Source organism: Lactobacillus sp. XV13L, assembly GCF_059900875.1.
Genome location: NZ_JBWXGD010000002.1, coordinates 77673 through 94111, shown reverse-complemented (window position 1 = coordinate 94111; position 16439 = coordinate 77673). Strand labels below are relative to the sequence as shown.

Below are 16439 nucleotides of genomic sequence, written 5' to 3'. Positions count from 1 at the left end.
AGAAGTAAATAAAGCAATTTGATATTGCAGTTGTTGATTTTGTTTATGAGTGGTTTGTATTCTTCAGGCATATCAAAGGAAAACGGGCTAATTAAATACTTTTTAACAAATTAACAAATGATAATGTAGACCACCGAGTGCGGTGGTCTTACTTTTTGCAAACGTCATAGCCCATTTTTTCGTAGTGCTTGTAGATTTTGTCTGCTAACAAATCCTGAATATCTTTTTGCCTTGAAAAGAAAAAGTACCAGTTCTGCAGTAGGCGCAGCCAGCTGGACAGGCGGTACCAGTCCGACTGCTTCTGCCAGTCTAGCTGCTGGTAGAGTTCATCATCGAAGCGGCAGATGAAGTGCTTAAAGTCGGCACCAGCGACATTGCCGACGCTGACGCCCTGGTAGAAGGCATAGGCGAGGCGCTGCTCCTCGTCGTCGACGAAGGGCGTTTGCATGTTGTGGAAAATCGCTTCAATCGGTGCAAAGAGTCTTGCGCTATCACTTGTTGTAAAATCCTTGTGACCGAATGCTGCGCCCAGTAAATCGCTGCCGTGCGCCACGGCGTGGGCCCAGCCCTTGCCGGTCACAAAGCCGCGGTAGTCTTTTTCGCGGACCAGGTAGGCAACGCTCCAGTCAAACAGGAGCTGCCGCTTTTTATCCGTTAGAATGTTTTGCTCGTTGTCTTTCTCTAACAGCAGGCTGCCAAGCAGCGCGCTGAAGGTGCGCAAGAAGACCAGGTCATTTTCGGGCTCATCGATGCCCCTGAACAGGTTTTCCTCATTAATAAACGTCGCAATGATTGTTTCTACCTGCTTCTTGGTGAAGGCATCCCCGGCAAAGCCGCGGGCAAAGAGGCTGTAGATGAGGTCATCGCGCAGGTGGGGGTCGAGGCTGCCCACGTTTTGCAGCATGAAGGCGACCTGCGCATCCGTGAAGCGGAAAGCTGGGGTGTCTGATTGTAAAAGTTCTTCTAGGGATGTCTGCATTGGGTGGCTCCTTTTTCAAAATCAAAAATGTGTGGTTAAGAAATGATAGCCCAAACGACGGATGGCCGTCAAGCGTTTTTAACGGTGCGTCAAGCAGGGCAAGGCGGGACGGTGCAAAAAAACTGGCCGCTGCAAAGCTTGATAAGCCGGGCCTTATTGCAAGCAGAATATTTTTTTAGATTTTTTTGCAAAAAGCACTTGCAAACTGGGACCGATTTGCTATAATAATATTTGTCTTGCGGAAGTAGTTCAGTGGTAGAACATCACCTTGCCATGGTGGGGGTCGCGGGTTCGAATCCCGTCTTCCGCTCTATCTAAAAAGAGCCCACCGCTTGGGGTGGGCCTTTTTATTAAACGGGAAATAGCTCAGCTTGGTAGAGCGCTACGTTCGGGACGTAGAGGTCGCAGGTTCGAATCCTGTTTTCCCGATAATGGGAATTTTGCCTTTGTGCTAACGGTTTGAATCGTTGGCATGAAGGCATTTTTTGTGTTCGATCATGCACTTCCGGGCCTTTTTCTTTATAATGCTTCGCCAAAGGTGGAAAATTAGCATCACAAAGTAGTCTTTGATATAATGGTTGCAATGTTTTTGACGGTAAAAGAATTAAGAACATAATATTTTACATTCTGGCAAAAAAGTTTATAGTATAAACACGTCAATTTGAAAGGTGGTGCAATAATGAAAAAATCTTATACTAACAGTGCAAATCAAGTCTTGGAAATTGCACGCGAGCAAGCGCAGGCGTTCCATCACCGCCTGATCGGCACCGAGCACGTGCTGCTTGCAATGGTCATTGAATCCGATGGTGAGGCGGGCAAGGACCTGCGTGCGTGGGGAGCAACACCGAAGGCAATCCGTGAAGAGATTGAGCGCTACACGGGCTACGGGTCGGCCGGCAAGACCACGTACATGGAAATGTCGCCACGCCTCAGCATGGTTTTGGCCTATGCGGGCACCCTGGCCGAACGTGAGGGCTCAGCCAAGATTAGAACCTGCCACATCCTGCTGGGCCTGGTTCTCAACGAACAGGTCCTGGCTTCAGTCATTTTGCGCAACCTCAGCATTGACCTCGACGGGCTGCGCAGCGATATTCTCCACAGCCTGGGCGAGGACGAGGAGGACCTCGGCGGGGGCGGTCAGTCCTATGATAACGGTTGGTCCAGCTTTAACGGCCCCGACTACAACGCGCCTAGTGCGCAGAGCTCCACGCCGACTTTAGATCAGGTCTCGGTTAACCTGAACGCACGCGCCGAGAACGGCCAGATTGACCCGGTGATTGGGCGCGACCGCGAAGTCGCACGCGTGATTGAAATTCTTTCGCGGCGCAACAAGAATAATCCGGTGCTCATTGGTGAGCCGGGCGTCGGCAAGACGGCGGTCGCCGAGGCAATTGCAACGGCGATTGTTAATAAAAAGGTGCCCCGCGACCTGCTGGACAAGCAGGTGGTATCGCTGGACCTTGGGGGTCTGGTTGCGGGCACCAAGTACCGTGGCGAGTTTGAGGACCGGATGAAGAAGATCATCAAGGAAATCACGGCGGACGGCAGCATTATTCTCTTTGTGGATGAGATGCACACGCTAATCGGTGCGGGCGGTGCCGAAGGTTCGATCGACGCGGCCAACATTCTGAAGCCGTCCCTTGCGCGCGGCGACATTCAGATGATTGGCGCCACAACCTTTGATGAATACCAAAAATACGTGGAAAAGGACCAGGCCCTGGCCCGGCGCTTCCAGATTGTGCGGCTGAATGAGCCGTCCCGCATGGAGTCGCTGGCAATTCTAACCGGCCTGAAGCCCAAGTACGAGAAGTTTCACCACGTCAAGATCACGGATGAGGCGCTGGCAAGTGCGGTTGACCTGTCCAGCCGCTATATTTCTAACCGCTACTTGCCGGACAAGGCAATCGACCTGGTTGACGAGGCCAGTGCGGCCGTCAAGATTAGTTCGGGCAAGGGCTCGAACAACCAGATGCTGCAGGTTGCCGAGCAGATAAAAAAGGTCGTGGACCAGAAGAATCAGGCCGCGGTTAACCAAAACTTCGTGAAGGCGGCCCAGCTCCAGGACCGGCAGAACAGCCTGCAGGTGCGGCTGAACAAGCTGGACGACCGTTTGGAAAAGACGATTACGGGCAAGGCCATGGTGCAGCCCGAAGACATTGCCAAGGTTGTCTCTAACTGGACCGGCGTTCCCGTAACCCAGATGAACCGCGATGAATCCAAGCAGCTGGCCAACCTTGAAGGTGACCTGCACAAGCGGATCATCGGGCAGGACAAGGCCGTTTCTGCGGTCAGCCGGGCAGTCCGGCGCAGTCGCAGCGGCATCAAGGACGAGAACAGACCGATTGGTTCCTTCCTATTCCTGGGGCCGACTGGCGTTGGCAAGACGGAGCTGGCCAAAGCAATTGCGGCGGCCGTCTTCGGCTCGGAAAACAACCTGATTAGGATTGACATGTCCGAGTACATGGACCAAGTAGCCAGCAGCAAGCTGATTGGCTCGTCCCCCGGCTACGTTGGCTACGATGAGGGCGGTCAGTTGTCCGAGAAGGTCCGGCGCCACCCTTATTCCGTTGTTTTGCTGGATGAGGTTGAAAAGGCCCACCCGGACGTGTTCAACCTGCTGCTCCAAGTTCTTGACGACGGCTTTTTGACCGACTCGAAGGGACGCAAGGTTGACTTCAAGAACACGATTATCATCATGACGTCCAACCTGGGTTCGCGTTCACTGTTTGAGACGAAGACGGTTGGCTTTTCGGCAGACAATACCCGTATGGCCAAGATGCGGCACGACCGCGTTCAGCAGGCGCTGAAGCAGTTCTTTCGGCCGGAGTTTTTGAACCGGATTGACGAATCGATTATCTTCGACGAGCTGGACCAGAAGCAGCTGCGTCAGGTTGTCACGCTGCTCACGCACAAGCTGATCGACCGCCTGCACAAGCAGGAGATTCGCCTGAAGATATCGCCGGCGGCGCTCGATAAGGTTGTTAGGGACGGCTACGACCCTGAGATGGGCGCACGACCGCTGCGCCGCGCGATTCAGACCGACTTCGAGGATGAGATTGCCTCAATGCTGGTCAAGGGCGCCCTCGGGGCCGGCGACTTGTTAAAGATTGGCTGCAGTCACAATAAGCTGAAGTTTGACATTGTGCATGCAAATGAGGACAGTTTGATCGGCGCAAGGTAGATCCGTTGACATCAAAAAAGTTTTTTGTTATGGTTAAACGTGATTAAAAAGCTGATTTTCAGGATTTTGCTGATATATTGTCCAGCAAAATAATAAAAGACAAAAACGACAATGTTGTTTTTGTCTTTTTTATGCCTAAAATCACCCCTTTTTAAAATTGTAATCGAAATGTAATATTAGCTTTCTCTGACAGAAAGGATGTTTCTCCTTGTTAAATGGACACGTAGTGAATTTTGGCAAACATCGTACTAGGCGCAGTTTTTCCCGCATTAAAGAAGTGCTGAAGCTGCCTAACCTGACCGATGTCCAGACCGAATCATATCAATGGTTTTTGGATGAAGGTATTAAAGACGTCTTTGACGATATTATGCCAATTAGTGACTTTTCGGGCAAGCTTTCCTTAGAATACTTAGGCTATAAGCTGCAGAAGCCCAAGTATACTGTAGATGAAGCACGGGACCACGATGCGACCTATGCCGCACCGATGAACGTCACCCTGAAATTAACCAACCAAAAGACCGGTGAAATCAAGACGCAGGAAGTTTTCTTCGGTGACCTGCCGCTAATGACCGAATCAGGTTCATTCATTATCAACGGTGCCGAAAGAGTAATTGTTTCTCAGTTAGTTAGATCGCCGAGCGTCTATTATTCTGGAGACTATGACAAGAACGGCCGGCAGATTTTTGGCACGACCGTCATTCCTAACCGGGGTGCATGGCTAGAATACGAGACCGACGCCAAGAATGTGTCGTACGTCCGGGTTGACCGTACCCGTAAATTGCCGCTGACTGTTTTTATTCGGGCACTTGGAATCGGTTCAGACGATGAAATCCTCGATATGTTCGGTCAGAGTGACACCCTGCAGTTCACGCTGGAAAAGGATGTGCACAAGAATCCAGCCGATTCGCGCGTTGCCGAGGCGTTGAAGGATGTCTACGAGCGGCTGCGCCCGGGCGAACCGAAGACGACTGATTCATCACGTTCGCTTCTATACGCACGCTTTTTTGATCCCCGCCGCTATGACCTAGCGCCGGTAGGCCGTTACAAGGTTAACAAGAAATTATCCCTTAAGAACCGCCTGTATGGTCAGACCCTGGCCGAAACCCTGGCCGACCCCGACACCGGTGAAATTATTGCCAAGAAGGGCACGGTTGTTACCCATGAATTAATGGAAACACTTGAGGACTACCTTGACCGGGATGACTTTAAGATGGTTACCTACGAGCCTTCAAAGGAAGGCGTGTTGCCGGATCCCATCAACGTTCAGGAAATCAAGGTATACTCTAAGGTTAACCCAGAACGTGTGGTTAAGCTTATTTCTAACGGTCACATTGACAAGAGCGTCAAGTATTTGACGCCGGCCGATGTTCTGGCGTCAATCAATTACTTCCTGCTGCTGCAGGATGAAATTGGCAACACCGATGACATTGACCACCTAGGCAACCGCCGTATCCGTCGTGTTGGTGAACTGCTGCAGAACCAGTTTAGAATTGGACTGGCCAGAATGGAGCGGGTTGTTCGGGAAAGAATGTCAATTCAGGATCCGTCAACGGTGACCCCCCAGCAATTGATCAACATCCGGCCGATTGTTGCCAGCATCAAGGAATTCTTCGGTTCCTCACAACTGTCACAGTTTATGGACCAGCATAACCCCCTGGGCGAATTGACGCACAAGCGCCGGATGTCTGCCTTGGGACCTGGTGGTTTGACCCGTGACCGTGCCGGCTATGAGGTCCGTGACGTACACTATACCCAGTATGGTCGTCTGTGTCCGATTGAAACGCCGGAAGGCCCTAACATTGGCTTGATTAACTCGTTGGCTACGTATGCGGTAATTAACAAGTATGGCTTCATTGAAACGCCGTACCGCCGCGTTTCGTGGAAGACGCACAAGGTAACCGACAGGATTGACTACCTTACCGCTGATGTTGAGGATAACTATATTATTGCCGGTGCAAACACGCGTTTGAATCCCGATGGTTCCTTTAAGGATGACTTGATTTTGGCGCGGCACAAGGAAGACAACGTTGAGGTCAGTCCGGACAAGATTGACTATATGGACGTTATCCCCAAGCAAGTGGTTTCGGTCGCTTCGGCATGTATCCCGTTTTTGGAAAACGATGACTCCAACCGTGCGCTGATGGGTGCCAACCAGCAGCGTCAGGCTGCGCCGCTAATCAATCCGCACAGTGCGCTCGTTGGTACCGGTATGGAATACCGGGCAGCGCACGATTCCGGTGCCGCGGTTTTAGCTAAGGCAGCCGGTACGGTTGAATACGTCGATGCTAATTCAATCAGGGTTAGACGTGAAGACAGCACGTTGGACAAGTACACGCTTGAAAAGTACCGCCGGTCTAATAACTCCAAGTCTTACAACCAAACACCGAACGTTAAGCTCGGCGACAAGGTTGAAGAGGGCGAAGTTATCGGTAACGGTCCAACGATGGACCACGGAGAGCTTGCTCTCGGGCAAAACCCGGTTATCGCCTTCATGACCTGGAACATGTACAACTATGAGGATGCCATCATGCTGTCGGAGCGCCTGGTTAAAGACGACGTGTACACTTCGATCAGTATTGAAGACTACGAGTCCGAGGCCCGCGACACGAAGCTTGGCCCCGAGGAAATTACGAGCGAACTCCCTAACGTTGGTGAGGACGCACTCAAGGACCTCGACAAGCACGGCGTCGTCCGCATCGGTGCCGAAGTGCACGACGGCGACATTCTGGTGGGCAAGGTTACGCCTAAAGGGGTAACTGAGCTTTCGGCCGAGGAGCGTCTACTGCACGCCATCTTTGGCGAAAAAGCCCGTGAAGTCCGCGATACGTCTTTGCGCGTGCCTCACGGCGGCGGCGGGATCGTGCGCGACGTCAAGGTCTACACCCGTGAAAACGGCGATGAACTGGCGCCTGGCGTGAACACATTGGTCCGCGTCTATATTGCACAGAAGCGTAAGATTCAGGTCGGCGACAAGATGTCCGGACGTCACGGTAACAAGGGTACGGTTGCGGCCGTTGTTCCGGAAGAGGACATGCCGTACCTGCCAGATGGTACGCCGGTTGATATTTGTTTGAACCCGATGGGTGTTCCCTCACGTATGAACATCGGACAGCTTTTGGAATTGCACCTGGGGCGTGCTGCCAATAGCCTTGGTATTCACGTTGCAACGCCAGTATTTGACGGTGCAAGCGAAGACGACGTTTGGGACACGGTCCACAAGGCTGGCATTGATAAGGACGGCAAGACCGTTTTGTACGATGGCCGGACCGGTGAACCATTCCATAACCGTGTTTCCGTTGGCATCATGCATTACCTGAAGCTAACGCACATGGTTGACGACAAGATTCACGCCCGCTCAATTGGGCCTTACTCACTTGTTACGCAGCAGCCTCTTGGCGGCAAGGCGCAATTTGGTGGCCAACGGTTTGGTGAAATGGAGGTTTGGGCACTGGAAGCTTACGGTGCCGCCTACACGCTTCAAGAAATCTTGACCTACAAGTCCGATGACGTCGTTGGTCGTGTGAAGGCCTATGAAGCAATTGTCAAAGGTGAAAGAATTCCAATGCCTGGTGTTCCCGAATCCTTCCGGGTTCTGGTCAAGGAACTCCAGTCCCTCGGACTGGATATTCGTGTTCTTGACATGGATCACAAGGAAATCGAGCTGCGCGACATGGACGATGACTCTAACGAACACCTGAACATTGACACGCTGTCGAAGATGGCTGAAGAGCAGCAAAAGAAGAAGTTGGCCGAAGAAACCGCAAAATCAGAAGATGGCGAGGCAGAAGAACCGGCAGAAGCCGAAACTCCTGTAGATGAGTCCGATGATGACAACAAGATTTCTAAATAATTAGGAGGTTAAACTTTTGATCGACGTAAATAAATTTGAAAGCATGCAGATTGGTCTTGCATCACCGAACAAGATTAGAAGTTGGTCCTACGGCGAAGTTAAGAAGCCAGAGACGATTAACTACCGGACGCTTAAGCCCGAAAAAGACGGGTTGTTTGATGAGCGGATCTTTGGGCCGACCAAGGACTGGTCCTGTGCATGTGGCAAGTACAAGGGCGTAAGGTACCGCGGCATCGTTTGTGATCGCTGTGGGGTCGAGGTTACTTCCTCCAAGGTTAGAAGAGAACGGATGGGTCACATTGAACTGGCCGCACCGGTAACTCACATCTGGTATTTCAAGGGCATCCCGTCCCGGATGGGATTGATACTCGACATGTCGCCCAGACTGCTTGAAGAGGTCATTTACTTTGCCGCGTACATTGTGATTGACCCGGGTGATACCGACCTTGAATTCAAGCAGCTCCTGACTGAAGTTGAATACCGTGAGCAAAAAGCCAAGTACGGCAACCGCTTTACCGCCAAGATGGGGGCCGAAGCGATTCGGGACCTGTTGCGCAAGGTGGACCTGGCTAAGGAAGTAACCGAGCTACGCAAGGAGCTGGAGACGGCTACCGGCCAGAAGCGGACACGTGCAATCAGACGTCTGGACATCCTGGATGCCTTCAATAATTCAGGCAACAAGCCCGAATGGATGGTCATTGACGCGGTACCGGTCATCCCGCCGGACTTGCGTCCAATGGTCCAGCTGGAAGGTGGACGCTTTGCGACTTCCGACCTCAACGACCTTTACCGCCGGGTTATCAACCGCAACAACCGGCTGAAGCGTCTGCTTGACCTCAATGCGCCCAACATTATCGTGCAGAACGAGAAGCGGATGCTGCAGGAAGCAGTCGATGCGCTGATTGACAACGGTCGCCGGGGTCGTTCAGTTGTCGGGCCGGGTAACCGTCCGCTGAAGTCACTTTCACACATGCTGAAGGGTAAGCAGGGACGTTTCCGTCAAAACCTGCTGGGCAAGCGTGTCGATTACTCCGGTCGTTCTGTCATCGACGTTTCGCCTAAGCTCAAGTTTTACCAGTGTGGCGTTCCGCGTCCGATGGCACTTGAACTGTTCAAGCCGTTCGTTATGCACGAACTGGTTAAGCGCAAGCTTGCTTCAAACATCAAGAGTGCCAAGCGCAAGATTGACCGCGAGGATGACGACGTCTGGGACGTACTGGAAAGCGTCATTAAGGAAAGAACGGTTCTCTTGAACCGGGCACCTACTTTGCACCGTTTGAGTATCCAGGCCTTCGAACCGGTCTTGGTTCCGGGCAAGTCTATCCGTTTGCACCCGCTGGCGTGTGAAGCCTACAACGCCGACTTTGACGGCGACCAGATGGCCATTCACGTTCCGCTGTCAGACGAGGCGGTTGCCGAGTCACGTTTGCTGATGCTTGCGGCCCACCACATCCTGGCACCTAAAGACGGTAAGCCAATCGTGACGCCTTCACAGGATATTGTTTTAGGCAACTACTGGTTAACCCAAGCCGAAAAGGGCCGTGAAGGCGAGGGAATGATTTTTAATTCTCCTGCTGAAGCAACGGTTGCTTACAACAACGGCGACATCCACTACCACACGATTATTGGTATTTCCGCTGATTCGATGCCAGAAAAGGCGTGGCCGAAGGGCTATGAGCACAGCATCTTCATTACGACTTACGGGCGGGTAATCTTCAACCAGATTTTCCCGCAAGACTACTTCTACGTTAACGAGCCGACCGCAGAAAACCTGAACAATCCGCTTGATTCCAAGTACTTCTTGGAGCCGGGCGAGAATATTCACGAGAAGATCGACACGGTTGCGGGCGAACTTATTTCCACGCCGTTTAAGAAGTCATTTTTGTCTGATTCCATTGCCACAATCTACAAGTACTACAGGGTACAGAGGACGTCAGAATACCTCGATGATCTGAAGACGCTGGGTTACACCAGTTCCACTACTTCGGGCATCACCATCGGCATGACCGATGTTCCTGAGATTGATGACAAGGACGAAAAGGTGGCCAAGGCCCACAAGCAAGTCGACGTTGTTTCCAAGCAGTTCAGACGTGGTCTGATTACCGAACAAGAGCGGCATGACCGGGTTATCAGCATCTGGAACGAATGCAAGGACCAGGTTCAGGATGAAATCGCACAGATTTACGATCCACGGAACCCAATTACCATCATGGCCGATTCCGGTGCCCGGGGTAACATCTCCAACTTTACCCAGCTGGCCGGGATGCGGGGCCTGATGGCTACGCCAAACGGTGGGCTGTTCGAAATTCCGGTTACCTCCAACTTCAAGGAAGGGCTGTCTGTTCTGGAACTGTTCATGTCTACCCACGGAGCCCGGAAAGGCATGACCGATACGGCCCTGAAGACCGCACAATCCGGTTATCTGACCCGGCGGCTGGTCGACGTTGCGCAAGACGTCATCATTCGTGATGATGACTGTGGTACTGACCGGGGCATCAACGTTCACGCCATTATGGAAGGCGATGAACTGATCGAGCCGCTTTATGACCGGCTGTTGGGTCGCTTTACCGCAGAAACGGTTAAGAACCCGCAGACGGGCAAGGCAATTGTTGGTCCCAACGAATTAATGGATGAAAAATTGACGCACGAAATCTGTGATGCCGGCGTCAAGAACGTCAAGATTCGTTCGATTCTGACTTGTGACACCTCCCACGGCATCTGCCGCAAGTGCTACGGCATGAACCTGGCAACCGGTGAAGAGGTTGAGGTTGGTGAAGCAGTCGGCACTGTTGCTGCCCAGTCAATCGGTGAACCGGGTACCCAGCTTACGCTACGTACCTTCCACAACGGTGGTGTTGCCGGTGCTGAAGATATTACTCAAGGTCTGCCGCGTGTGCAGGAATTGTTTGAGGCACGTAACCCTAAGGGTCGTGCAATCATCTCCGAGGTCGATGGGACCATTGATTCAATCCAGGAGAATCCGGCGGAACACACGCGTGAAATTACCGTTAAGGGCAGGATCGATACTCGGAGCTACAGCATACCTTACACCGCCTCAGTGGCGGTTGCCGAGGGTGACGAAGTGCGCCGCGGCGACAAGCTGACGCTTGGTTCGGTCGACCCGAAGGAATTGATCCAGGTTACCGACACGCTGACGACCGAAGAGTACATCCTGGTTGAAGTCCAGAAGGCTTACCGGATGCAAGGTGTGGATATTTCCGACAAGCACGTCGAGGTTTTGACCAGACAGATGCTGCAAAAGGTCCGTATCCTTGATCCGGGCGAGACCACCCTCCTTCCGGGCGAGGTGATGGATATCGACCAGTTCAAGGAGCGCAACAAGTCTGTGATCATTTCGGGTGGCATTCCAGCGACTGCGCAGAGCGTAATTCTGGGTATCACCAAGGCTGCCCTTGAGACGAACAGTTTCTTGTCCGCCGCTTCCTTCCAGGAGACGACCCGGGTTCTGACCGACGCCTCTATTCGGGGCAAGAACGACCCGCTGCTGGGATTAAAGGAAAATGTTATCATCGGCAAGATTATTCCTGCCGGTACCGGTCTTCCGGTTTACCGGAACATGGAACCCGAATCCGACGTTAAGAAGCCGAAGTCCGTCTATTCAATCGCTGACATTGAAAAGAAGATGAAAGAGGCTGACGAGACGAAGGAACCTCAGGCCTAATATAATTTAAGAAGCGTTTCTGCTTGTAAAGAGCAGGAACGCTTCTTTTGTTTCTTACGCTAGCAGCAGGACGGTTAGTCCCAAAAAAATGTACGGAACGAAGGCAATCTCATCCTGCGCCCGCCGGTTTTTCCGTTCCAGCAGGAAGTGAACCAGCAAAAAAAGCGCGGCCAAGAGAAAAATACGGTTGGCAAACGCGGGGCTGAAGTAAATAGCCAAAATCAAATAGATAATCAAATCGCCAGTCCCCATCTTGCCGCGGCAAACGTAGCAAACGAGGATAACCACAACAGGCAGCAATTCGAACAGGTCCAGCAGCTGGTAGCGTAAGATCTTGCTGCTGCGGGAGAGCGCAAGCCCAGCGGCCGGCAGCAGCATGCTAACGTGAAATTCCCTGTGTTCATGGTCGGAGATAGCGGTTATGAGCAGGCTGAAGAGCAGAATTGCCAGCGCAATTCCGTCACGGCCGCTGAAGTCGACGCGGGCGTACGCAAATCCGCCAACAGTTTCAATGACCGGCAGCGTGGCCGGAATGGGTGCGTGGCAGTAGCGACACCTGCCGTGCAGCCAGAAGTAAGAAACGATGGGCAGTTCATCCAGCAGGCTGAGTTCCGTTCTGCACGCTTGGCAGTGCGAGCGCGAGAAGATAAAGTCTTCCCGGTCGATGCGTGCGGCAATCACAGCTGCGTGGGATGCAAGGCAGGCACCAATAAAAAAGTTGGTCAGACAATAGAGTTGCGTCATTTCGTTCACCTCACCAGTAACTACGCCAGAAAAGGAGTTTTTCATCTTTTTTATTTAATTAAGGATTGCTTTTTGCCTAAAAACGCGTACAATAGTCATTGTGCATTTTGAAGTATACATCAGGGGTAAAAAAGAAACTCCTGGGTGTGTGAACAGAATAATCGATTTTAGGAGGAAAAATTAATGCCAACCATTAACCAATTGGTAAGAAAAGGCCGTCACACCAAGACGACTAAATCAAAATCGCCAGCTTTGAGCTACGGCTACAACAGTATGAAAAAGGAACTGGTAAACAATCCAGCACCCCAAATGCGTGGAGTTGCCACTCGTGTCGGCACTATGACGCCAAAGAAGCCAAACTCAGCGCTGCGTAAGTACGCGCGTGTGCGTCTTTCTAATCTGATCGAAGTTACCGCTTATATTCCCGGTGAAGGTCACAACTTGCAGGAGCACTCGGTTGTTTTGATCCGTGGTGGCCGTGTTAAGGACCTTCCTGGTGTTCGTTACCACATCATTCGTGGTGCCCTCGATACTGCCGGCGTTGACGGCAGAAAGCAAGGCCGTTCTAAGTACGGTGCCAAGAAAGATTAAGGAGGAGTTAAATAATGCCTAGAAAAGGACATGTTACTAAAAGAGATATTTTAGCGGATCCAGTGTACAACTCAAAGCTCGTTACTAAGTTGATCAACCACTTGATGCTTGATGGTAAGAGAGCTAAGGCGTCTTCAATCCTTTATGATGCTTTCAACATTGTTAAAGACAAGACCGGCAAGGAGCCACTTGATGTTTTTGAGGAAGCAATGAACAACATTATGCCCGTTTTGGAAGTTAGAGCACGCCGTATCGGTGGTTCCAACTACCAGATCCCCGTTGAAGTTCGTCCCGAGAGAAGAACGACTTTGGGCTTGAGATGGCTCGTTTCTTACGCTCGCCTGCGTAACGAACACACGATGGATGAGCGCCTGGCCAATGAAATCATCGACGCTTCCAACAACACCGGTTCAGCGGTTAAGAAGCGCGAAGACGTACACAGAATGGCTGAAGCAAACCGTGCGTTTGCCCACTATCGTTTCTAATTATTAAGGAGAGAAAAATTTATGGCTAATAAGCGTGAATTTCCATTAGAAAAAACACGTAATATTGGTATCATGGCCCACATTGATGCGGGTAAGACTACCACTACAGAGCGTATTCTTTACTATACTGGTAAAATCCACAAGATCGGTGAGACCCACGAGGGTGACTCACAGATGGACTGGATGGACGAAGAAAAAGAACGTGGTATCACCATTACGTCAGCCGCAACGACTGCGCAGTGGCATGACTACCGGATCAACATCATCGACACCCCAGGACACGTTGACTTCACCATCGAAGTTGAGCGTTCCCTGCGTGTGCTCGACGGTGCGGTAACTGTTCTTGACGCTCAGGCCGGTGTTGAGCCCCAGACTGAAAATGTTTGGCGCCAGGCTGAAACTTACGGTGTTCCTCGAATTGTTTTTGTTAACAAGATGGACAAAATCGGTGCTGACTTCGACAATTCCGTCAAGTCGCTGCACGAACGTTTAAACGCCAATGCATTAGCCGTGCAGATGCCAATCGGTTCAGCCGAGACCTTCGAAGGCGTTATCGACCTGATCAACATGAACGCCGACGTTTACGACGAGGACAAGCTTGGTTCCAACTGGGACACTATTCCGGTTCCTGACGAGTACAAGGACGAAGCCGAAAAGCGCCGCAGCGAGTTAATCGAGCAGGTTGCCGACGTCGACGACGACATCATGGAAAAGTACCTTAATGGTGAGGAAATTTCCATCGACGAGTTGAAGGCAGCCATCCGTAAGGCTACTTTGGAATTAAAGATTTTCCCTGTTTTCGCTGGTTCAGCATTCAAGAACAAGGGCGTGCAGATGATGCTGGACGGTGTTGTTGACTACCTGCCATCACCAGTAGACGTTAAGCCTTATATTGCTCACGACCCTAAGACCGGTGAGGAGAGCGAATTAATGGCTGGTGACGACAAGCCATTTGCCGCACTTGCATTCAAGATTGCTACTGACCCGTTCGTTGGACGTTTGACTTACATCCGGGTTTACACTGGTTCACTTGAATCTGGTTCATACGTGCTGAACGCTTCTAAGAATAGTCGTGAACGTGTTGGACGTCTGCTCCAGATGCACGCCAACTCCAGAAACGAGATTCCTGAAGTATTCTCAGGCGATATCGCTGGTGCAATCGGCCTGAAGAACACCACTACCGGTGACTCGCTGACCGATCCAGACCACCCGCTTATTTTGGAAAGTTTGGAAGTTCCAGATCCAGTTATTCAAGTTTCCATCGAGCCAGAATCAAAGGCTGACCGGGACAAGCTTGACGTTGCCCTGCAAAAATTGACTGAAGAAGACCCAACTTTCAGGGCTGAAACCAATGCTGAAACTGGCCAGACGCTGATTTCCGGAATGGGTGAACTGCACTTGCAAATCATGGTTGAACGTATGAAACGCGAGTTCCACGTTGAGGCCAAGATTGGTAATCCGCAGGTTGCCTACCGTGAAACCTTCACTAAGCCAACTAAGGCACAGGGTAAGTTCGTTCGTCAATCCGGTGGTAAGGGTCAATACGGTGATGTTTGGATTGAATTTACGCCAAACGAGCGCGGTAAGGGCTACGAATTTGAAGATGCCATTGTCGGTGGGGTTGTTCCGCGTGAATTTATCCCATCCGTTGATGCTGGTCTGCAGGAGTCAATGAAGAACGGCATTCTTGCCGGCTACCCGTTGATTGATGTCAAGGCTAAGCTTTACGATGGTAGCTACCACGAAGTCGACTCCTCTGAAGCTGCCTTCAAGGTTGCTGCTTCCTTAGCACTGAGAAATGCTGCTCCCAAAGCCGGTGCCGTAATCTTAGAGCCGATTATGAAGGTACAAGTAATTACGCCAGAAGAATATCTCGGTGATGTTATGGGGTCAATCACTGCCCGTCGTGGTACAATGGACAACATGCAAGACCGTGCCGGTGCCAAAGTTTTGAACTCAATGGTGCCACTTGCCGAAATGTTCGGTTACGCAACTACTTTGCGGTCATCGACCCAGGGACGCGGAACCTTTACAATGGTATTTGACCATTATGCGGTTACCCCTAAGTCAATCCAAGAAGAAATTATTAAGAGTCGCGGCGGTCACGCTGAATAAACTTATTAGCAGATAAAACTTAAAGTTAAAATCGAGACGTTGGTAGAGCCAGCGTCTCTTTTTTGCGGACAAAAATAAACGTGTCCCAAGTCAACGTGTACCAATACAACTATCACATTAATATCTTGTGCTCCGCAATCCGATATGGGCCAAGAGTTAGCTGAGCCTGTTGTGCCTGACCCAAGCGGGCAGCGAAATCGGAATAGGCCAAAAGAGTCAGTTGAATAAAGCTGCATTTTTTTGCTTGGCGAAAAAAGGGGGAAAGGACGATCAACTTTTGCAAAAAAGCAAAGAAAATCCCGCTAAACCCTTGATATTTCGGCTTAGAATCGGTACAATAGTCTTTGTGCTTTTAGGGCGTACTCTGCTCTCATGCACATGTTTGTTGTAAAGCGTTGATGCAAAAGGTTGCGGCACACCAGGATGCATTGCCACAGTGGTGGCGCCGGGAATTTTTGCGGAAGCCAGTCATCTTTTAAAGAAGACGTTGAGGAGGTAATTTAATGGCAAGTCAATCAATTCGTATCAGACTTAAGTCTTACGAACATGGTATTCTCGATGAATCAGCTGCTAAAATTGTAGCTACTGCGCAGAGAACTGGTGCCGAAATTTCAGGACCAGTTCCATTGCCAACAGAGAGGGTTTTATTCACGGTTCTGCGTTCACCGCATAAGAACAAGGACTCGCGTGAACAGTTTGAAATGCGGACGCACAAACGTCTGATCGATATTTTGAACCCAACACCTAAGACTGTTGATTCCCTAATGAAGCTTGATCTACCAAGCGGCGTTGACATCGAAATCAAGTTATAA

9 protein-coding genes and 2 tRNA genes are annotated in these 16439 nt (G+C 51.0%); 9 read left to right on the top strand and 2 right to left on the bottom strand.

What is annotated here, in order from left to right; all coding sequences use genetic code 11:
- Positions 1-148 precede the first annotated feature (148 nt).
- Positions 149-979, bottom strand: a complete 831-nt coding sequence (locus tag AC2JF6_RS02575; RefSeq protein WP_500729195.1) for a DUF2785 domain-containing protein — start codon at positions 977-979, stop codon at positions 149-151.
- A gap of 238 nt (positions 980-1217) precedes the next feature.
- Here AC2JF6_RS02575 and AC2JF6_RS02570 point away from each other — a divergent pair.
- The 5 genes from AC2JF6_RS02570 to rpoC all read left to right on the top strand — a co-directional run bounded on the left by AC2JF6_RS02570 (position 1218) and on the right by rpoC (position 11692).
- Positions 1218-1289, top strand: a tRNA-Gly gene (locus tag AC2JF6_RS02570).
- 45 nt (positions 1290-1334) lie between these two features.
- Positions 1335-1408 (top strand) — tRNA-Pro (locus AC2JF6_RS02565).
- A 250-nt stretch (positions 1409-1658) separates the two neighbouring features.
- Positions 1659-4160: an ATP-dependent Clp protease ATP-binding subunit gene (locus AC2JF6_RS02560; protein WP_500729194.1), complete on the top strand. Its 2502-nt coding sequence runs from the start codon at positions 1659-1661 to the stop codon at positions 4158-4160.
- A gap of 208 nt (positions 4161-4368) precedes the next feature.
- Entirely contained in the window at positions 4369-8010 is a 3642-nt protein-coding gene (rpoB, locus tag AC2JF6_RS02555; protein ID WP_500729193.1) for a DNA-directed RNA polymerase subunit beta, read from the top strand.
- A 16-nt stretch (positions 8011-8026) separates the two neighbouring features.
- Positions 8027-11692, top strand: a complete 3666-nt coding sequence (gene rpoC, locus AC2JF6_RS02550; protein WP_500729192.1) for a DNA-directed RNA polymerase subunit beta' — start codon at positions 8027-8029, stop codon at positions 11690-11692.
- 54 nt (positions 11693-11746) lie between these two features.
- Here the strand turns inward: rpoC and AC2JF6_RS02545 are convergent, their stop codons facing one another.
- Complete coding sequence (locus AC2JF6_RS02545; RefSeq protein WP_500729190.1) at positions 11747-12436, bottom strand: prepilin peptidase; 690 nt, start codon at positions 12434-12436, stop codon at positions 11747-11749.
- A gap of 183 nt (positions 12437-12619) precedes the next feature.
- On the opposite strand from AC2JF6_RS02545, the gene rpsL reads away from it, so the two are divergent.
- From rpsL to rpsJ, 4 genes are all read left to right on the top strand, one after another.
- Positions 12620-13027, top strand: a complete 408-nt coding sequence (rpsL, locus tag AC2JF6_RS02540; RefSeq protein ID WP_500729189.1) for a 30S ribosomal protein S12 — start codon at positions 12620-12622, stop codon at positions 13025-13027.
- A 14-nt stretch (positions 13028-13041) separates the two neighbouring features.
- On the top strand, positions 13042-13512 hold the full coding sequence (gene rpsG / locus AC2JF6_RS02535; RefSeq protein WP_317637151.1) for a 30S ribosomal protein S7: 471 nt from the start codon (positions 13042-13044) through the stop codon (positions 13510-13512).
- A 21-nt stretch (positions 13513-13533) separates the two neighbouring features.
- On the top strand, positions 13534-15627 hold the full coding sequence (fusA, locus tag AC2JF6_RS02530) for an elongation factor G (RefSeq protein ID WP_500729188.1): 2094 nt from the start codon (positions 13534-13536) through the stop codon (positions 15625-15627).
- 503 nt (positions 15628-16130) lie between these two features.
- Positions 16131-16439 (top strand): 30S ribosomal protein S10, encoded by a 309-nt coding sequence (gene rpsJ / locus AC2JF6_RS02525; RefSeq protein WP_317637148.1) that lies wholly within the window; start codon positions 16131-16133, stop codon positions 16437-16439.